The organism is Streptomyces lasiicapitis, from assembly GCF_014646335.1.
GTDB classification, from domain to species: Bacteria; Actinomycetota; Actinomycetes; order Streptomycetales; family Streptomycetaceae; genus Streptomyces; species Streptomyces lasiicapitis.
Map to the genome: position 1 here is coordinate 37,027 of NZ_BMNG01000008.1, position 17,573 is coordinate 54,599.

Below are 17,573 nucleotides of genomic sequence, written 5' to 3' on the forward strand. Positions count from 1 at the left end.
ATGAATGCCTCAGCCGAAGTCTTCCGGCAGACAAATGGCAACCACCCTGTAACCAGCGGAGCCCTGTTGCGCTACGCGCGTTGACCCTAGGCTTCCCGACGGTCCGAGTCGTCCGTAACGCCCCCGGGGGGAACCCGTGTCCGCCATACCGAAGCACCGCAGGCCCAGGCGCCGAGCCACCCGCGTCCTCGCCGTCGCGGCGGGCCTCGCCACCGTCGGCGCGCTCGCCGCCGCGCTGCCCGCGACCGCCGGGCAGGACGGGTCGGGCGGGGCGCCGGCCAAGGACAAGAAGCGCACCGTCGACGTGCAGCTCCTTTCCTTCAACGACTTCCACGGCAACCTCCAGGCGCCTGCCGGGTCCTCGGGCCAGGTCACCGAGAAGCAGCCGGACGGGACCGAGAAGAAGATCGACGCGGGCGGCGCCGAGTACCTCGCGACGTCCCTGCGCACGGCCCGCAAGGGCCACCCGTACTCCGTCACCGCCGCGGCCGGCGACCTCATCGGCGGCAGCCCGCTGCTCTCGGGGCTCTTCCACGACGAGCCGACCGTCGAGGCCCTGAACAAGATGGACCTCGACGTCTCCAGCGTCGGCAACCACGAGTTCGACGAGGGCGCGAAGGAACTGGCGCGCATCCAGAACGGCGGCTGCCACCCCAAGGACGGCTGCTACGAGAAGGACAAGCACGGCAAGGCGAAGAAGTTCAAGGGCGCCGACTTCCCCTACCTCACGGCGAACGTCACCAAGGAGAAGACCGGCAAGCCCCTCCTCAAGCCCTACTCGGTGTGGAAGCACAAGGGCGTGAAGATCGGCTTCATCGGGCTGACCCTGGAGGGCACCCCGGACATCGTCTCGGCCGACGGCATCAAGGGCCTGAAGTTCCACGACGAGGTCGAGACGATCAACAAGTACGCGAAGATCCTCGACAAGCAGGGCGTGAAGTCGATCGTCACGCTCATCCACGAGGGCGGCTCCCCGGCGAGCCAGGCGTACAACTACAACTGCGACTCCCCGGGCGCGGGCGACGGCATCTCGGGCCCGATCACCGCGATCGCCAAGGCCGCATCGCCCAAGGTCGACGCGTTCGTGACGGGCCACACCCACCAGGCGTACGTCTGCACCATCCCGGACCCGTCCGGCAAGCCGCGCATGGTCACCTCGGCGTCCTCGTACGGCAAGCTCTACACGGACACCACGCTGACGTACGACCGCAGGACCAAGGACATCGTCCGAACCAGCGTGAAGTCGGCGAACCACGTCGTCAGCCGTACGCAGCCCAAGGCCGCCGACATGACGCGCCTCATCGGTCGCTGGGACAAGCTGGCCGCGCCCATCGCGAGCAAGCCCGTCGGCTTCATCTCCGGCGACATCCCCGGCCGCGGCGCCGCCTCGCCCGAGTCCCCGCTCGGCGACCTGATCTCCGACGCGCAGCTCGCGCACGCCAAGTCCCTTGATCCCAAGGCGAGCCTGGCCCTGATGAACCCCGGCGGCATCCGCTCCGACCTCGTCCACAAGGCGAGCGGCAGCGAGGGCGACGGCGTCGTGACGTACGGCGAGGCGTTCACCGTGCAGCCGTTCAGCAACACCGTGAACCTGATCGACCTCACCGGCGCGCAGCTCCTGACCGCGCTGCGCCAGCAGGTCAGCGGCCCGAACGAGGCCTCGCCGAAGATCCTCCAGGTCTCGGACGGCTTCACCTACACCCTCGACATGACGAAGTCCGGCGCCGACCGGATCGTCACCGACTCCGTGAAGCTGAACGGCAAGGCGCTCGACCCGAACGCCACCTACCGCGTCGCCCTGAACTCCTTCCTCGCGGGCGGCGGCGACGGCTTCGCCGAGCTGGGCAAGGGCACGAAGCCGCTGGTCGGCGCGGACGACCTGAAGGCGCTCAACGACTACTTCGCCGCCAACTCCTCGGCCGACAAGCCGATCGCGCCGCCGAAGGCGGACCGCATTGCCGTTGTGAAGTAGCTCTCCGGCGAACAAGCTTGGGGTGGGGTGTGAACGTATGGTGAGATCGCTTGATGCGTTCCCCCCACCGCATGGCCGTTTCTGATCCGTCCGAAGAGATATCCCCTCACCATCCGTACGTTGCGACATCTCCCCACAATCCATACGAAGAGCTCGGCGCCCTCGCGCCCAACCCCCTGGAGGACTTCCTCGAGGAGGAGCCCGAGGATGCCGCCGAGACTCCGTGGGAGCCGCCCAACCACCGGCGCGGCAGCCGTCGGCGCCGCAACCGGTTCGCCGGGCTCCCGCCGGCCGCGAAGGCCGTCGTCGCCCTCGCCGTGGCCGCCGCGTTCCTGGTCCTCGTCGACCGCTGGGCCCTGCTCTACGCCGAGCACGAGGCCGCCGACAAGCTCAAGGACCAGCTCGACCTGAGCGCGGCGCCCGAGGTCGACATCGAGGGCTTCCCCTTCCTCACCCAGGTCTTCGACCAGCGCCTGGAGAAGGTGCGGGTGACCGTCCCGGACGTCGCCGCCGACCGCGTCTCGCTCGCCAAGGTCTCCGCGACCGCCACCGACGTGACCATGAAGGGCGACGGGCCCACCTCCCTGACCGGCGCCGTCATCGGCCGGATGCGCGGCGAGGTGCTCCTCTCCTTCGACGACCTCAACCGTGAGCTGGGCGCCTCCCAGGTCACCTTCACCGGTCACGGCCGCGACAAGGTGTACGCCCGCGGCACCCTGCCCGTCGCCGGGCACGACCTGAAGGTCCGCGCGGACGCCCGCATCGAGCGCGACGGCGATCGTGGTGTCGCCACCGACATCGACCGGATGCGTCTGGACATCGGCGACATGGCGACCTACCGGCCGGGCGCGCGGGACTCCGAGGGCCTGCACCTCAGCCGCACCGGCGCGCGCCGCGTGGCCGACGAGTCGTCCCAGGCCAAGGCTCTGCTCGCGGTGCCCGAGATCGCCCGGCGCCTGGGGGTGCCGGACGCGGCCGTGCGGGATGCTCTGCGCAGTGACGCCAAGCTCAACGACGTCACCGGGTCGCCGGAGTTCGTCGATGACGTGATGCGGCTGAATCTGATCGAGGTGGCGGCGGGGCATCCCGCCCTCCTGAAGCGGCTCGGGCTCGACCCTGCCCTGCTCAAGGGGCTCGACGCCCTCACCCGGCCTGTTCTCGTCGACCGGCTGTCCCTGGCCTTCCAGTTGCCGAAGCTGCCTGGCGAGGGTGCGATGCGGCTTCAGGGCGTGAAGGTGGAGGAGGACGGGATCCGGGTGGGGGTTGAGGGGTACGGGATCGGGTTCGGGGGGTAGGCCCTGCGGGGCATTCCCCAATCCCACCCCTTCCCGAAACCGGGGGCTGCCGCCCCCGGACCCCCGCAATCGGCCTGAACGGCCTCGTCCTCAAACGCCGGACGGGCTAAAAGGGCGGGTGGGTGGGAAGGGCGACCCAGGGTCAGGGTCGGGCCCCCGTACCCCGCCCGAATCCGCCTGTCGTGCGTGACAACGACCAGCGTTCCCGCGTACGTCGAAAGCGCCGCCTCCAGGTCCTCCACCAGCGCGGGCGAGACGTGGTTCGTCGGCTCGTCCAGGAGGAGCAGGTCGTACGGGCGCGTGACCAGGCGGGCCAGTTCGAGGCGGCGGCGCTGCCCCGTGGACAGGGTGCCGACCGGGCGGCGCAGGTCCTCCTCCCGGAAGAGGCCGAGCGCGAGCAGTTCCTCGGCGCGGTCCTCGCCGAAGGCCGCCAGGAGCGAACGTGCCCCCTCCGCACGGGACATAGGTGCTTCCACCTGCCGCAGCAGCCCGACCCGGGCGGGCCGCCGCACCGTGGCCCCCGGCTCCGGAGCCAGCTCGCCCGCGAGGACCCGGAGCAGCGTGGACTTGCCCGCCCCGTTGGGTCCGGTCACGAGGAGGCGGCCCCCGGCCGGGACGTGCAGGGCGTCGAGCGCGAGCCGCCCCGGTACGCGGACGTCCGCGAGCTCCACCGCGCACTGGGCCGCCCCCACGACGCTCGCAGCGAACCGCAGCGGCCGCGGCGGCGCGGGCGCCGGGTTCTCCGTCAGGCGCGCGAGGCGCTCGCGGGCGTTGCGGATGCGGCTCATCGCGCCGTGCGCCCGCGACCGGGCCCGGAAGGCGCCCGCGCCGCTGAAGGCCGCCGGGGCCTTGCGGGGGATCGCGTCGAGGCGTCCGATGCCGGAGTCGGCGAGCCGCGACTGGCGGGCCACTTCGGCGCGCCACTCCTCGTACTCCCGCTCCTGACGGGCGCGTTCGGCGGCCTTCGCCGTCAGATAGCCCGCGTACCCGTCGCCGTACCGCCGCACGGAACGCGTGACCTGGTCGATCTCGACGACGGTGTCGGTGACGCGGTCGAGGAACGTCCGGTCGTGGGTGACGGCGACGAGGGTGCCGCGGTGGGCGCGCAGCCGCTCCTCCAGCCAGGCCACGGCCTCGTCGTCGAGGTCGTTGGTCGGCTCGTCGAGGAGCAGCAGTTCGGGCGCGGAGGCGAGCGTCGCGGCGAGCGCGAGCCGGGACCGCTGCCCGCCGGACAGCGTGCCGAGCCGCCGCGAACGGTCGAGCCCGGAGTGCTCGCCCAGGTGCCGCAGGACGATGTCGACGCGACGGTCCGCGCCGTAGCCGCCGCGGGCCTCGAACCGCGCGACGAGGGCCGCGTAGGCGTCGTACGCGTCCGGGCCCGCGCCGTCCAGGGCCGCTCCGGCCGCCTGGATACGCCGCTCCAGGGACCGCAGTTCGGCGAGCGCGAGGTCGATCGCGTCGCCCACGCGTGCGCTGTCCGGCAGGTCCAGGGTCTGCGCGAGATGCCCGGTGCCGCCCGGGGCGACGACGGTGACGACGCCGTTGTCGGGCCGCTCCCGCCCGGCGAGCAGCCGCAGCAGCGTGGACTTGCCCGAGCCGTTGTCCCCGATGACACCGGCCTTCTCGCCCGGCCGGACGGTGAGCCGGACGCGGTCGAGGACGAGGTGGTCGGCGTAGCGCTTGGTGACGTCGGTGAGGGTGAGCTGGGAGGTGGTGACGCGAGCGGCGGCGGTCGTGGTGGCGGGTGCTGCTGGGGCACGGAACAAGTCGGGCTTCTTTCGCAGGGGACGGTGAGTGATTCCGTTGGGCCGATCGGCGAGACGTCTCGTCTCGTCAGCGGAACGACCTCACCGTAACCCCATGCCCTCGCTTACGCAAGACGCATCGTCTCGTTGGCGAATGAAACCCTCAAGCCCTCAGGGCGCCGGGGGCGGCGGCGTCCCCGCCCCCGGCAGCCGCACCGTCGCCACCGTGCCCCCGCCGTCCGCGGGCCCGAGCGTGACCTCGCCGCCCGCGTGCCGGACCGTACGCGCCACGATGGAGAGGCCGAGCCCCGAGCCGGGCAGGCTGCGGGCGGTGGGCGAGCGCCAGAACCGGTCGAAGACGTGCGGGAGTTCGTCCTCGGGGATGCCGGGCCCGTGGTCCCGCACGGTCAGCTCGCCCTTCCTCAGGCCGACTTCGACGACCGTGCCCGGCGGACCGAACTTCACCGCGTTGTCGAGGATGTTCACGATGGCCCGCTCCAGGGCCGGGGGCTCCGCCCGTACGAACCACGGGTGGAGGTCGGCGTCGAAGGTCAGCTCAGGACCGCGAAGCCGGGCCCGCTCCAGGGCCGCGTCCACGACGTCGTGCAGCGCGACGACCTGCACCTTGCCGCCGGACTGTGCGCCGTCCGGCCGGGACAGCTCCTGCAAGTCGCCGATCAGCGAGGCGAGTTCGGTCATCTGGGCCTTGACGGAGGCGAGCAGGGCCCGGCGGTCGTCGGGCGGGATGGCGCGCCCGGTCTCGTCGCTGCGGGCGAGCAGCTCGATGTTGGTGCGCAGCGAGGTCAGCGGCGTACGCAGCTCATGCCCTGCGTCGGCGATGAGCTGCTGCTGGAGGTCGCGGGAGGAGGCGAGGGCGGAGGTCATCGCGTTGAAGGACCGGGAGAGCCGGGCGATCTCGTCGTCGCTGTCTTCGTCGGTGGGCAGCCGGAGGTTCAGGTCCTCGGTGCGGGCGACGTGTTCGACGGCGGCGGTGAGTTCGTCGACGGGGCGAAGGCCGGTGCGGGCCACCCAGAGGCCGGCGGCTCCGGCGCCGAGGACGCCTACGCCGGCGACCAGGGAGAGGACCAGGACGAGGTTGCTGAGGGTGTCCTGGACCTCGCTGAGGGGGCGGGCGACGGAGACGGCGTACGAGGAGCCCGGCAGGGGGTAGGTGTAGACGCGGTACTTGTCGCCGTTGGCCGCCGTCGAGTCGTGGAAGGACTCCTCGATCTCGCGCCGCGCGACCGCCGTGTCCGACTCCTTCAGCTCGATCTTCTGCTTGCCGAGGATGACGCAACTGCCGCCCGCCGGGTCGACCACTTGGACGGTCTGCTTGTACAGGTCGGGCCGGTCGTTGTCGGCGATGACCGAGCGCCGGCATTGACCGTCGCTGTTGACCTGGCTGTTGACGAACTCGTACGACACATTGGGGTCGCGCAACGCGTCGTCCAACGAGCTGACCAGCACGTTCCGTACGACGAACCAGCACGCCACGGCCGCGGCCGCCACGGCGACGGCCACCGCGGTGGCGACGAGCAGTGCCAGCCGCGAACGCAGCGGCAGCGTGCGGAAGCGGCGGACGACCCGGTTCACGCGCCGCCGCCGGACCCGCCGGAACCCGAGGCGTCGGCGCGCAACACGTACCCCACCCCCCGCACCGTGTGCACCAGGCGCGGCTCGCCGTCCGCCTCCGTCTTGCGGCGCAGATACATCACGTACACGTCGAGGGAGTTGGAGGACGGCTCGAAGTCGAAGCCCCACACGGACTTCAGGATCTGCTCGCGGGTCAGGACCTGGCGCGGGTGCGCGAGGAACATCTCAAGGAGCGTGAACTCGGTACGCGTCAGCTCGACCGTGCGCGACCCGCGGGTCACCTCGCGCGTCGCCAGGTCCATGCGCAGGTCGGCGAAGGACAGGGTGTCGTCCTCCGCGGCCTCGCCCGCCGCCGCGGCGTAGGAGCTGCGGCGCAGCAGGGCGCGGATGCGGGCGAAGAGTTCGTCCAGCTCGAAGGGCTTGACCAGGTAGTCGTCGGCGCCCGCGTCCAGGCCCGTGACGCGGTCGCCGACGGTGTCGCGGGCCGTGAGCATCAGGATGGGGGTCGTGGAGCCGGTGGCGCGGAGCCTGCGGGCGGCCGTGAGGCCGTCCATGCGGGGCATCTGGATGTCCAGTACGACGAGGTCGGGGCGGTAGGCCGCGGCCTTCTCCAGCGCGTCGGCGCCGTCCACGGCGACCTCCGTGCCGTAGCCCTCGAACGCGAGGCTGCGCTGCAGGGCCTCGCGTACGGCGGGTTCGTCGTCCACGATCAGGATGCGCTGCTGCTGCGCTTGCTGGTGCTCACGGTCGCCTTCGGCGGGGCTCATGGGGTGTCTTCGGCTTTCTGGGTGTGGCGGAGGGGGCGGGTTCAGCGTCGCACGGGTGCGGGTGGTGGGCCCTGCGGGGCTTTCCCCAATCCCGCCCCTTCCCGAAACCGGGGGCTCTGCCCCCGGACCCCCGTATCGGCCTGGACGGCCTCGTCCTCAAACGCCGGACGGGCTAAAACCGCGCCGCTGCGGCTGGGGGTTTCAGCCCGTCCGGCGTTTGAGGACGAGCCGCGAAGCGGCGATAGCGGGGTCCAGGGGCGGCAGCCCCTGGTTACGGGAAGGGGCGGGATTGGGGAGGCCCCGCCAGGGCTCAGCCCGTCGCCCCCGCCCGCAGCTTCGCCAAGTCCCCCTTGACCGTGTTGATCGGGATCGCGAACCCGAGCCCCACACTCCCGCTCCCGGAGCCCGACGCGCCCGCGGACCCCGCCGAACTCGGCGAGTACATAGCGGAGTTGATCCCCACAATGTTCCCGTCCATGTCGATGAGCGCACCCCCGGAGTTCCCGGGATTGAGCGACGCGTCGGTCTGCAACGCCTTGTACGTGGTCTTCGACGACCCGGTGTCACCGTTGAACTGCTCCCCACCGAACTCGAACGGCCACCCGTCCCCGGGCCCCTGCTGCCCCTCACCGCCCTGGCCCCGCCCGGGGTCCGCGGAGACGGTCACATCCCGATCGAGCGCGGAGATGATCCCGCTGGTGACGGTCCCGGTGAGCCCCTCGGGCGACCCGATGGCGACGACTTCCTGCCCGACCTGCACGTCGTCGGAGTCACCGAGGCTCGCGGCCTTGAGCCCGGACGCGTCCTCCAGCTTGATCAGCGCGAGATCCTTCTTGCTGTCGGTGCCGACGGTCTTGGCCTTGTACGTCTTGCCGTCGCTGGTCCGCACGGTGATCTCGGTGGCGCCGGAGATGACGTGGTTGTTGGTGACGATCTCGCCGTCGGAGGTGACGATGACACCGGACCCGGTGGACTTGCCGGAGCCGGTGGTGGCGTTGATCTCGACGATGCTCGGCGAGACGGCGGAGGCGACACCGGCGACGGTGCCCTTGCTGCCGGTGGAGACGCTGGTCCCGTTCACGTTCTTCGCGCCACCGCTGCCGCTGTCGTCACCGGTCAGCGTCTGGAAGGCGTACGCGGTGCCACCGCCGACGGCCGCGGCGGCGAGCGCGACGGCGGCGAGCAGGGCCAGGGGACCACGGGCACGACGCCCGGACCGGTGCGGGGCCGGCAGCGAAGCCGGGGCCGGGGCCGGTGCGGGGTAGGCGGGCGGAGGCGGGTACTCGCCGTTCTGGCGGAAGGGTTCTGTCATGCCTACGATCGTGTGCCCGCTACATGAGAGTGCCCTGAGGACGCCCTGAGAGTCCTACCAGAACCCTGTTCGCCCGATGTAAAGACCAGCCCGATGTAAAGACCAGAGAGAGCAGGAAGCCGGGGAACCGGCAAGGCACCCCTCAGGAATCCGCCGCAACCCCGGACCCGCACCCGCAAGACCTCCGCACCACCAACCGCGAGGGAAACACCCGCAACCGCTCCCGTCGCGAGCCCGCCACCCGGAGGCCGTCGTCCAGGACCAGGTCGACCGCCGCGCGGGCCATCGCGGGGCGGTCGGAGGCGACCGTGGTGAGCGGCGGGTCCGTCAGGCCCGCTTCCTTGACGTCGTCGAAGCCGGCGACGGCCAGCTCCCCGGGCACGTCGATGCGCAGCTCACGCGCGGCCCGCAGGACGCCGATCGCCTGGTCGTCGGTGGAGCAGAAGATCGCGGTGGGGCGGTCGGGCCCGGCGAGGAAGCCGAGGGCGACCTGATAGGCGTCGTAGCGGTTGTACGGGGCCTCGAAGAGGCGGCCCTCGGTCGGGATGCCGGCCTCGCGCATCGCGCGGCGCCAGCCCTCGACGTGGTCGGAGACGGGGTCGCCGACGGTCGGCGTCTCGGCCGTGCCGCCGACGCAGGCGACGTACGCGTGGCCGTGTTCGAGGAGGTGGCGGGTGGCGAGCTGGGCGCCGCCCACGTCGTCCGTCACGACGGCGACGTCGTCGATCGCCTCGGGCCGCTCGTGCAGCAGCACCACCCGCGCGTCCCAGGCGTCGATCTCGGCGGCGGCCTGGTCGGTCAGGCCGTGGCTGACGAGGATGAGGCCGGAGACCCGCATGCCGAGGAACGCGCGGAGGTAGTGGGTCTCACGTTCCTCGACGTAGTCCGCGTTGCCGACCAGGACCATTTTTCCGCGCTCGACCGCCGCCTGCTCGACCGCGTGCGTCATCTCCGCGAAGAACGGCTGCCGCGCGTCCGGCACGATCATGCCTATGAGGTCCGTGCGCCGGGACGCCATGGCCTGCGCGACCCGGTCCGGGCGGTAGCCCAGTTCCTTGATCGCGGCCAGTACGCGCTCGCGCGTGGCCGGGGCTACCGGCCTCGGTCCGTTGTTGATGACGTAGCTCACGACCGCGGTCGAAGTACCCGCCAGTCGCGCCACATCGTCCCGCGTCACCTTGGCCACGCGCGCAGTCTACGCGGATGGAGTCAGCCCTGAGCAGGGCGTGCGACGCCTTCCTTCGCCCGTACGGCGGCGGCATCGGAAGCCCGTACGGCGGCGGACTCGGCGGCCCGTCCCGCTGCGGGCCCGGAACCGCGCTCGCCCTCGGGCTTCGGCGCCGCCGCCTTCGCGCTCTCCCCGTCCGCGCCCCGGTCCACCTTCTCCGGCACGACGAAGCGGTAGCCCACGTTGCGCACGGTGCCGATCAGTGACTCGTGCTCGACGCCGAGCTTGGCCCGAAGGCGTCGTACGTGGACGTCGACCGTCCGCGTACCGCCGAAGTAGTCGTAGCCCCAGACCTCCTGGAGCAGTTGGGCGCGGGTGAAGACCCGGCCGGGGTGCTGCGCCAGGTACTTGATCAGCTCGAACTCCTTGAAGGTCAGGTCGAGGACCCGGCCCTTCAGCTTCGCGCTGTACGTCGCCTCGTCCACGGAGAGGTCGCCGTTGCGGATCTCCATGGGGGAGTCGTCGGCGGTGATCTGCTGGCGGCCCATGGCCAGGCGAAGGCGCGCCTCGACCTCGGCGGGCCCGGCGGTGTCCAGGAGGACATCGTCGATGCCCCAGTCCGCGGTGACGGCGGCCAGGCCGCCCTCGGTCACCACGAGCACCAGCGGACAGCCGGGGCCGGTGGAGCGAAGGAGCTGGCAGAGGCTGCGGACCTGGGGGAGGTCGCGCCGCCCGTCGATCAGGATGACGTCGGCACCTGGGGTGTCGACGAGAGCCGGGCCCTCGGCGGGGGCCACCCGCACCTGGTGAAGGAGCAGGCCGAGGGCGGGAAGCACCTCCGTCGACGGCTGAAGGGCATTGGTCAGGAGCAGCAGAGAACTCATCGCGCCCCGCCCCCAAGCTCTCGGCTTCGCTCGAGCAGGGGGTGCCCCCGGCCTGGGTCCGTCCTACGGTCGTGCACGTTTCGCTCGCCCATAACGTCGGTTCCTCCTCGGTCCCTGCGAGGACGTTTACGGCACTGCTTCGTACTCGTGGTACACCTCCCGCGCCCTGGGTGGTGACCTCGCGCGCCGTTCTTGAGGCTTCGTTTACGGGGCTTTGGTGAGCCTTCGTACCCGAGGTGCCCAGAAAGCACGAAAGGACCCGGGGGCTTCGCTGCCCGGATCCTCTGCGCAGCACAATAGCCCACATGAGTTCCGGTCCGGCAGGTCAAACGGCGCGATCTTCTGTGCGGCCGATCACTCGCGTTCAACGGAGCGCAACGCTGCGTACAACGCTCCGTACCTCGGACGGGGTGGCCATCGAAGCCGCGTACGACCCCGGTCCCGGGCCGGTCGGCGGGCCCGCGATCGTGCTCGCGCACGGCTTCTCGGGGGACCTGCGGCGGCCCCACGTGCGCCGGGCCGCGGGGGTGTTCGCGCAGCGTGCGGCCGTGATCACGTTCTCCTTCCGGGGGCACGGAGGGTCCGGCGGTCACTCCACCGTGGGCGATCGCGAGGTGCTCGATCTCGCCGCCGCCGTCGACTGGGCGCGCTCGCTCGGGCACACGCGCGTGGCGACGGTCGGATTCTCCATGGGCGGCTCCGTGGTGCTGCGGCACGCGGCGCTGCACGGGGGGCGCACGGAAGCGCGCGCCGACGGCGGTGATTCCGTCGGTTCCTTCGGTTCCGGCGGTTCTGTTGACGCCGTCGTCTCGGTCAGCGGTCCGGCCCGGTGGTTCTACCGGGGTACGGCTCCGATGCGGCGGCTGCACTGGGTGGTGACGCGGCGGGCGGGGCGGCTTGTCGGGCGGCTCGGCCTGCGGACCCGGATCCATCCGCGCGAGTGGGACCCCGTACCGCTGTCGCCGGCCGAGTCCGTACCGCTCATCGCCCCCACCCCGCTCCTCATCGTGCACGGCGACCGGGACCCGTACTTCCCCGTCGACCACCCCCGGATGCTGGCCGCCGCCGCGGGCGATTCGGCCGAGCTGTGGCTGGAACCCGGCATGGGGCACGCCGAGCACGCGGCGGAGGACGCCCTCCTGGACCGGATCGGCGCCTGGCTCACGGCATCATGGACGTCGGCAACCGCCGAGTGACCTGAGCGAAAGGAGGGGGCACATGGCTACCGGGACCATTCGGTACTGGGCCGCCGCGAAGGCCGCCGCTGGTGTCGCCGAGGAGGCGTACGCCGAGGCCACGCTGGCCGAGGCGCTCAGCGCCGCCCGCGTGCGACACCCCGGAGAACTCGACCGCGTGCTGCGGCGCTGCTCGTTCCTCATCGACGGTGACCCCGTGGGAACCCGCGCCCATGAGACCGTACGGCTTGCCGAGGGCGGCACGGTCGAGGTGCTCCCGCCGTTCGCAGGAGGATGACCCGTACGCGATGAGCAACGAACCGTACGACCCTTATCAGCAGTACCCGCACCCCCAGCAGCAGCACCAGTACCCGCCGCCGCAGCAGGCCGAGGAGGCCTGGGGGCACCAGGATCCGTACGCGCAGCAGCAGTACGCCACCCAGCAGTGGGAGGGGCAGACCTGGGACACCCAGGTGCATGCGGCTCCGCCGGTGGCGGACGTGACGGAGACCGCGTATCTGCCGCCGCAGTCGTATGCGGAACCCCCGCAGGGGTACTCGGGTGTGGACCACTCCGGCGCGTACCCAGCCGGGCAGGCGCCGCCCGCGCAGCAGACGCCACCGCCTGCCGCGCAGCAGACGCCACCCCCTGCCGGGAGGCATCGCGCGGCCCCGGCCCCTGCTGCCCCCGCCGAGCCCGACCCCGGAGTCGACCCCTCCTACGGCCCCGCCACCATCACCGGCAACCCCCGCGTCACCGACGCGCAGCGGGCGCGGGCCGAGGGGCGGTCGCCGATCATAGAGCCGGGGATGCAGCCCGCCCTGCTCACCGCCGTGCTCGGGCTGCTGCTCGCGGGGGGCGCCGCCGCCGGGCAGTACGCGCTGCTCGTGCCGCTGGTGATCCTGCAGGGTGTGACGGCCGCCGGATGGTTCCGGCTGAACGGGATGTGGCCCGCCCGGCAGGGCATCGCGCTCGCGTTCCTGGGCGGTGTCGCCGCCGACGTCGCGCTGCTCGCCACCGGTGAGGGCAACGCCCCCGCGGCGATCCTCGGCACGCTCGGCGTGTGGGTGCTGCTGGTGCTCGTGCTCCAGTTGCGCAGCCGGGCGGGCGCGGACGAGCGGATGGCAGGACTGATGGCCACCCTCGCCTCCAGCGCGCTCGCGATCATCGCGGCCGGGCACCTCGCCGCCACGCACGAGGCCGTCACCGTCGGCGGGGTCGCCGTCGCCGTGACCGTGCTTGCCCGCGCGCTGCCGCTGCCGACGCCCGCGTCGGTGGTCGTGGCGCTGCTCGCCGCGGCCGGTGCGGGCATCGCGGTGGGCGGGGCGACGGACTTCGGCAGCAAGGGCGCGCTGCTCGGGCTCGCCGCGGGTGTGTGCGCCGTGATCGGGCACCGGGTCGCCTCGTACGACTACCCGTCGCGGTTCGTGCACTTCACGGCCGGTGTCGCGCTGCCGCTCGCGGCCGCCGCGCCCGCCGTGTACGTGATGGGGCGCGCCCTCGGCTGAGTCCGGGCGGTGCCGATACGCACCGTAACGTCACATTCGATCTACAGGTCCCCGGCCGGGCACATGGGCCGGGGACCCGTCCTTTAGGCTCGCGGCAACGGACAGCCGAGGCGGGGGACGGGGAACAGCAGGCATGAGCAAGCGCGCGATACGCATACTCCTGATCGTCGTGGTGGTCCTGGGAGGCCTCTTCGTCGCGGCCGACCGGTTCGCGGTGAACTTCGCGGAGGGCGAGGCGGCGGAGAAGATCAAGACGCAGGAGGGGCTCAGCAGCACCCCCGACGTGTCCATCAAGGGCTTCCCGTTCCTGACCCAGGCGCTCGGCGGCAAGCTCGACGACGTCGAGATCGGCATCAAGGACTACGACGCCAAGTCCGACGGCGACACCATCCGCGTCGCCGACCTCAGCGCCACCATGCACGGCGTCGACTTCTCCAGCGACTACAGCTCCGCCACCGCCGACTCGGCCGCGGGCGTCGCCCGGATCTCCTACGAGGAGTTGCTCAAGGCCGCCAAGGCCGAGCCCGTGAAGCTGCCGCTCGGCGCCACCGGCGAGGTCGTCGGCCTCTCCGACGGCGGCAACGGCAAGGTCAAGGTCGAGGTCGAGGTGAGCAAGGGCGGCACGAAGCTGCCCAAGCCCGTGCACGTACTGAGCACGCTGACCGTCGAGGGCGACTCGATCCGGGTGCACGCCGACACGATCCCGAAGAACCTCGAGGTGATGGGCATCTCGATCCCGCTGCCCGAGGGCATGGTCCGGGACGTCACCGACTTCCAGGAGAAGATCACCGACCTGCCCGGCGGCATCAAGCTCGACACCGTGCAGGCGGCGCCGGACGGCGTGGACGTGGCCGTGAAGGGCGAGAACGTGGACCTGGTGTCCTGAGCCGCTGTCCCGGTGGTGTCCTTGGCAACCGCCCCGGTAGTTGTCCGTAGTACGAGACGCGGGCGTCCGTCCCTCAGATGGTGGGCGGGCGCCCGCGCCGCGTCCGCGGTCCGGCGGACCCCGCCGACCGGCCGGAAAGTGTCCCCATGCCCATATCCTGGACGAAAACGTCTCAGTATCTGACACGTCGGTGACACGGCCACCCCTGCGTCCCTACGATCGGACGCATGCACCGACAGGCGGACCTCACGAAGCGGCGGGCAGTGGACCTGTGCCGCGTCGCCGCCATGCTCTGTCGCACTCTCTGAACGGGAGCCTCAACTCCCGTATTCCCGCGGCCCGTTGACCATCCCAGGTCACCATCAGGGCCCCCGTGCCGTATGCCGGCGCCTCCCCGCGTACCCATACGCGCACCCACCGCGCAATCCCCGCATCCCCGCCGTAACTGCCCCGGAGGAGAACAGCATGAGCCGCAGCGACGTCCTGGTAGACGCCGACTGGGTCGAGGCCCACATCGACGACCCGAAGGTCGTGATCGTAGAGGTGGACGAGGACACCTCGGCGTACGACAAGAACCACATCAAGAACGCCATCCGGATCGACTGGACCAAGGACCTCCAGGACCCGGTCCGCCGCGACTTCATCGACCAGGAGGGCTTCGAGAAGCTGCTCTCCGGCAAGGGCATCGCGAACGACTCCACCGTCGTCCTCTACGGCGGCAACAACAACTGGTTCGCCTCCTACGCCTTCTGGTACTTCAAGCTGTACGGCCACCAGGACGTGAAGCTCCTCGACGGCGGCCGCAAGAAGTGGGAGCTGGACTCCCGCGACCTGGTCGACGGCGCGCAGGTCCCAAGCCGTCCCGCCACGGACTACAAGGCGAAGGCCCAGGACACCTCCATCCGCGCCTTCCGCGACGACGTGGTCGCCGCCATCGGCGCGCAGAACCTGGTCGACGTCCGCTCGCCCGACGAGTTCTCCGGCAAGCTGCTCGCCCCGGCCCACCTCCCGCAGGAGCAGTCGCAGCGCCCCGGCCACGTGCCGAGCGCCCGCAACATCCCGTGGTCGAAGAACGCCAACGACGACGGCACCTTCAAGTCGGACGACGAGCTCAAGGCGCTCTACGCCGACGAGCAGGTCGATCTCGCCAAGGACACCATCGCGTACTGCCGCATCGGTGAGCGCTCCGCCCTGACCTGGTTCGTGCTGCACGAGCTGCTCGGCGTGACGAACGTCAAGAACTACGACGGCTCCTGGACCGAGTACGGCTCCCTGGTGGGCGTGCCGATCGAGCTCGGCGCCAACAAGTAAGCCCCGACCTTCCCTCTTCCCCCAGGAGTAACCATGTGTGGAGCCAAGGCCGGCGGCCCGGACGCTTCGACGATCAAGCCCGGTGAGACCACGATCCAGGGCCAGGTGACCCGCGACGGCGAGCCCGTCACCGGTTACGTGCGCCTGCTCGACTCGACCGGCGAGTTCACCGCGGAGGTCCCGACCTCCGCCACGGGCCAGTTCCGCTTCTACGCGGCCGAGGGCACGTGGACCGTCCGGGCCCTGGTCCCCGGCGGCTCGGCGGACCGCACGGTCGTCGCGCAGACGGGCGGCCTCGCGGAGGTCGCGATCGCCGTCTGACGCTGTCACGCGGACAGGCCGCAGGGCCGCACCCCAGGGGTTGGACGCCACGGGGTGCGGCCCTTCGGCCTACCTGCGGCGCTTGCCGTCGAGCTCGTCCCACCACTCGTCGGACTTCGGGTCCCCCGAGGGGTCGTCCCACCAGCGGTCCTCGGGACCGCGCCGGTTCGCCACCATGGCGGCCACCGGCGGGATCACCATGGCCACGACGCACATCCCGACGGCGACCGGAATCGACCACAGCCGCACAACACCCCAGGCCAGGACGAACAGAGCCAGGCACGTGCCCATCATGGCGAAGTACACATGGCGCCTTCGCGCGTACATACGTCCAGCGTACGGCCGACCTCGCAGAGAGGGGCGGTGCGTGCACGGCTAGAGTGGGATGCGGCTCTGTACCGCCCTACATACCGCTCACCAAGGAGCTTCCGTGCTTGAGGCCTTCTTCTCCGCCCTCCTTGTCCTGGTCTGCGTCGGCGTCCTCGCCTTCGCGGGTCTGACCGTGAAGAAGCTGTACCAGGGCCAGCGCTGACCGCACCCCCCACCGAGAGACTCCTGAGCACCCCATGATCGAGATCCCGTCCGACCTGCACCGCGACCTCGTCCCCCTCGTCTGGCTCCTGGGCGACTGGGCCGGCGCGGGCGTCACCGACTTCCCCGGCTCCGAGAAGGCGAATTTCGGCCAGGAAGTCTCCTTCACGCACGACGGCCGGGACTTCCTGGAGTACCGCTCGCACACGTGGGTGCTCGACGCCGAGGGCAACAAGGCGGAGCCGCTGGAGTCGGAGTCAGGCTTCTGGCGCATCGACAAGGACCGCAAGGTCGAGACCGTCATGGTCCGCCAGGACGGCGTCGTCGAGGTCTGGTACGGCGAGCTGGCCAACCAGAAGCCGCAGATCGACCTGGCCACCGACGCCGTCGCCCGCACGGCCGCCTCCGGCCCGTACACCGGCGGCAAGCGTCTGTACGGGTACGTGAAGGGCGACCTGATGTGGGTCGGCGAGAAGCAGACGCCCGAGGTGCCGCTGCGGCCGTACATGTCCGCGCAGCTCAAGAAGGTCGTCACGCCCGAGGACGTCGCCGAGATGGCACGGAACCTGGGCGACCTGCCGGACGACGGCATCGCCTTCTTCAAGTAGGTCCGGACCGGCGCGGGCGGCGTGGGCCTAGACTTCGGAGTGTGGTGAGCACCGACTCCGACTGGAAGAGCGACCTGCGTCAGCGCGGGTATCGCCTCACGCCGCAGCGCCAGCTCGTGCTCGAAGCCGTGGACGCCCTGGAGCACGCGACCCCCGACGACATCCTCTGCGAGGTCCGCAAGACGGCGTCGGGGATCAACATCTCGACCGTCTACCGGACCCTGGAGCTCCTGGAGGAGCTGGGTCTGGTCAGCCACGCTCACCTCGGGCACGGCGCCCCCACGTACCACCTCGCGGACCGCCACCACCACATCCACCTGGTGTGCCGGGACTGCACGAACGTCATCGAGGCCGATCTCGACGTGGCCGCGGAGTTCACCGCGAAGCTGCGCGGGATGTTCGGCTTCGAGACCGACATGAAGCACTTCGCGATCTTCGGGCAGTGCGAGAAGTGTGCCCGTGGGGCGGGCGCGGAATAGGGGCGCGGAATAACCGCC

General features: G+C 71.2%; 18 protein-coding genes. 11 read left to right on the top strand and 7 right to left on the bottom strand.

The features are described from left to right. The first annotated feature begins 136 nt into the window (after positions 1 to 136). Both IEY91_RS18540 and IEY91_RS18545 read left to right on the top strand, forming a co-directional pair. Complete coding sequence (locus IEY91_RS18540; protein ID WP_189174864.1) at positions 137 to 1,972, top strand: bifunctional metallophosphatase/5'-nucleotidase; 1,836 nt, start codon at positions 137 to 139, stop codon at positions 1,970 to 1,972. A 71-nt stretch (positions 1,973 to 2,043) separates the two neighbouring features. After that, positions 2,044 to 3,267 carry an LmeA family phospholipid-binding protein gene (locus IEY91_RS18545; protein ID WP_189174865.1) on the top strand — a complete coding sequence of 408 codons (1,224 nt, stop codon included), beginning with the start codon at positions 2,044 to 2,046 and terminating at the stop codon, positions 3,265 to 3,267. On the opposite strand, the gene abc-f is transcribed toward IEY91_RS18545, so the two are convergent. The 6 genes from abc-f to IEY91_RS18575 all read right to left on the bottom strand — a co-directional run bounded on the left by abc-f (position 3,195) and on the right by IEY91_RS18575 (position 10,736). Continuing rightward, positions 3,195 to 5,033, bottom strand: a complete 1,839-nt coding sequence (gene abc-f, locus IEY91_RS18550) for a ribosomal protection-like ABC-F family protein (RefSeq protein ID WP_373287977.1) — start codon at positions 5,031 to 5,033, stop codon at positions 3,195 to 3,197. The two genes, IEY91_RS18545 and abc-f, sit on opposite strands and share 73 nt — an antisense overlap. Positions 5,034 to 5,183: 150 nt before the next feature. Then, complete coding sequence (locus IEY91_RS18555; RefSeq protein ID WP_189174866.1) at positions 5,184 to 6,605, bottom strand: HAMP domain-containing sensor histidine kinase; 1,422 nt, start codon at positions 6,603 to 6,605, stop codon at positions 5,184 to 5,186. After that, the gene (locus IEY91_RS18560) at positions 6,602 to 7,372 is read right to left on the bottom strand and encodes a response regulator transcription factor (protein WP_189174867.1); all 771 of its coding nucleotides are present in this window, start codon (positions 7,370 to 7,372) and stop codon (positions 6,602 to 6,604) included. Before IEY91_RS18560 ends, IEY91_RS18555 begins: the two co-directional genes overlap by 4 nt. A 310-nt stretch (positions 7,373 to 7,682) precedes the next feature. Next, on the bottom strand, positions 7,683 to 8,684 hold the full coding sequence (locus IEY91_RS18565) for a S1C family serine protease (protein WP_189174868.1): 1,002 nt from the start codon (positions 8,682 to 8,684) through the stop codon (positions 7,683 to 7,685). A gap of 142 nt (positions 8,685 to 8,826) precedes the next feature. Then, the gene (locus tag IEY91_RS18570) at positions 8,827 to 9,870 is read right to left on the bottom strand and encodes a LacI family DNA-binding transcriptional regulator (protein ID WP_164323426.1); all 1,044 of its coding nucleotides are present in this window, start codon (positions 9,868 to 9,870) and stop codon (positions 8,827 to 8,829) included. Between the two features lie 23 nt (positions 9,871 to 9,893). Next, positions 9,894 to 10,736 (bottom strand): response regulator transcription factor, encoded by an 843-nt coding sequence (locus tag IEY91_RS18575; protein ID WP_189174869.1) that lies wholly within the window; start codon positions 10,734 to 10,736, stop codon positions 9,894 to 9,896. A gap of 305 nt (positions 10,737 to 11,041) precedes the next feature. On the opposite strand from IEY91_RS18575, the gene IEY91_RS18580 reads away from it, so the two are divergent. The 7 genes from IEY91_RS18580 (at position 11,042) to IEY91_RS18605 (ending at position 15,937) form a co-directional block, all read left to right on the top strand. Continuing rightward, complete coding sequence (locus tag IEY91_RS18580) at positions 11,042 to 11,932, top strand: alpha/beta hydrolase family protein (RefSeq protein ID WP_164323429.1); 891 nt, start codon at positions 11,042 to 11,044, stop codon at positions 11,930 to 11,932. Between the two features lie 22 nt (positions 11,933 to 11,954). After that, the gene (locus tag IEY91_RS18585; protein ID WP_164323431.1) at positions 11,955 to 12,209 is read left to right on the top strand and encodes a MoaD/ThiS family protein; all 255 of its coding nucleotides are present in this window, start codon (positions 11,955 to 11,957) and stop codon (positions 12,207 to 12,209) included. Between the two features lie 10 nt (positions 12,210 to 12,219). Continuing rightward, positions 12,220 to 13,419: a hypothetical protein gene (locus IEY91_RS18590; RefSeq protein ID WP_189174870.1), complete on the top strand. Its 1,200-nt coding sequence runs from the start codon at positions 12,220 to 12,222 to the stop codon at positions 13,417 to 13,419. Between the two features lie 133 nt (positions 13,420 to 13,552). Beyond that, the gene (locus IEY91_RS18595) at positions 13,553 to 14,305 is read left to right on the top strand and encodes an LmeA family phospholipid-binding protein (protein WP_164323435.1); all 753 of its coding nucleotides are present in this window, start codon (positions 13,553 to 13,555) and stop codon (positions 14,303 to 14,305) included. A 227-nt stretch (positions 14,306 to 14,532) separates the two neighbouring features. Beyond that, a complete protein-coding gene (locus IEY91_RS42660) occupies positions 14,533 to 14,613 on the top strand; it encodes a putative leader peptide (RefSeq protein WP_352321565.1) in 81 nt (26 codons plus the stop codon). A 157-nt stretch (positions 14,614 to 14,770) separates the two neighbouring features. Continuing rightward, positions 14,771 to 15,616 carry a sulfurtransferase gene (locus tag IEY91_RS18600; protein ID WP_189174871.1) on the top strand — a complete coding sequence of 282 codons (846 nt, stop codon included), beginning with the start codon at positions 14,771 to 14,773 and terminating at the stop codon, positions 15,614 to 15,616. A gap of 33 nt (positions 15,617 to 15,649) precedes the next feature. Then, entirely contained in the window at positions 15,650 to 15,937 is a 288-nt protein-coding gene (locus tag IEY91_RS18605; RefSeq protein ID WP_030362227.1) for a DUF1416 domain-containing protein, read from the top strand. Between the two features lie 69 nt (positions 15,938 to 16,006). On the opposite strand, the gene IEY91_RS18610 is transcribed toward IEY91_RS18605, so the two are convergent. Beyond that, positions 16,007 to 16,264 (bottom strand): DUF3099 domain-containing protein, encoded by a 258-nt coding sequence (locus tag IEY91_RS18610; RefSeq protein WP_164323439.1) that lies wholly within the window; start codon positions 16,262 to 16,264, stop codon positions 16,007 to 16,009. 239 nt (positions 16,265 to 16,503) lie between these two features. Between IEY91_RS18610 and IEY91_RS18615 the strand changes: the two genes are divergently transcribed. Both IEY91_RS18615 and IEY91_RS18620 read left to right on the top strand, forming a co-directional pair. Beyond that, the gene (locus IEY91_RS18615; RefSeq protein WP_164323441.1) at positions 16,504 to 17,076 is read left to right on the top strand and encodes a heme-binding beta-barrel domain-containing protein; all 573 of its coding nucleotides are present in this window, start codon (positions 16,504 to 16,506) and stop codon (positions 17,074 to 17,076) included. Positions 17,077 to 17,117: 41 nt separating this feature from the next. Next, on the top strand, positions 17,118 to 17,555 hold the full coding sequence (locus IEY91_RS18620; RefSeq protein ID WP_164323443.1) for a Fur family transcriptional regulator: 438 nt from the start codon (positions 17,118 to 17,120) through the stop codon (positions 17,553 to 17,555). Positions 17,556 to 17,573: the final 18 nt, after the last annotated feature.

Bases quoted from the DNA above. Each gene is read 5' to 3' on its own strand.
- IEY91_RS18545 (WP_189174865.1), top strand. From the start codon at position 2,044: ATGGCCGTTTCTGATCCGTCCGAAGAGATATCCCCTCACCATCCGTAC.
- IEY91_RS18560 (WP_189174867.1), bottom strand. From the start codon at position 7,372: ATGAGCCCCGCCGAAGGCGACCGTGAGCACCAGCAAGCGCAGCAGCAG.
- IEY91_RS18565 (WP_189174868.1), bottom strand. From the start codon at position 8,684: ATGACAGAACCCTTCCGCCAGAACGGCGAGTACCCGCCTCCGCCCGCC.
- IEY91_RS18575 (WP_189174869.1), bottom strand. From the start codon at position 10,736: ATGAGTTCTCTGCTGCTCCTGACCAATGCCCTTCAGCCGTCGACGGAG.
- IEY91_RS18580 (WP_164323429.1), top strand. From the start codon at position 11,042: ATGAGTTCCGGTCCGGCAGGTCAAACGGCGCGATCTTCTGTGCGGCCG.
- IEY91_RS18585 (WP_164323431.1), top strand. From the start codon at position 11,955: ATGGCTACCGGGACCATTCGGTACTGGGCCGCCGCGAAGGCCGCCGCT.
- IEY91_RS18590 (WP_189174870.1), top strand. From the start codon at position 12,220: ATGAGCAACGAACCGTACGACCCTTATCAGCAGTACCCGCACCCCCAG.
- IEY91_RS18595 (WP_164323435.1), top strand. From the start codon at position 13,553: ATGAGCAAGCGCGCGATACGCATACTCCTGATCGTCGTGGTGGTCCTG.
- IEY91_RS42660 (WP_352321565.1), top strand. From the start codon at position 14,533: ATGCACCGACAGGCGGACCTCACGAAGCGGCGGGCAGTGGACCTGTGC.
- IEY91_RS18600 (WP_189174871.1), top strand. From the start codon at position 14,771: ATGAGCCGCAGCGACGTCCTGGTAGACGCCGACTGGGTCGAGGCCCAC.
- IEY91_RS18605 (WP_030362227.1), top strand. From the start codon at position 15,650: ATGTGTGGAGCCAAGGCCGGCGGCCCGGACGCTTCGACGATCAAGCCC.
- IEY91_RS18610 (WP_164323439.1), bottom strand. From the start codon at position 16,264: ATGTACGCGCGAAGGCGCCATGTGTACTTCGCCATGATGGGCACGTGC.
- IEY91_RS18615 (WP_164323441.1), top strand. From the start codon at position 16,504: ATGATCGAGATCCCGTCCGACCTGCACCGCGACCTCGTCCCCCTCGTC.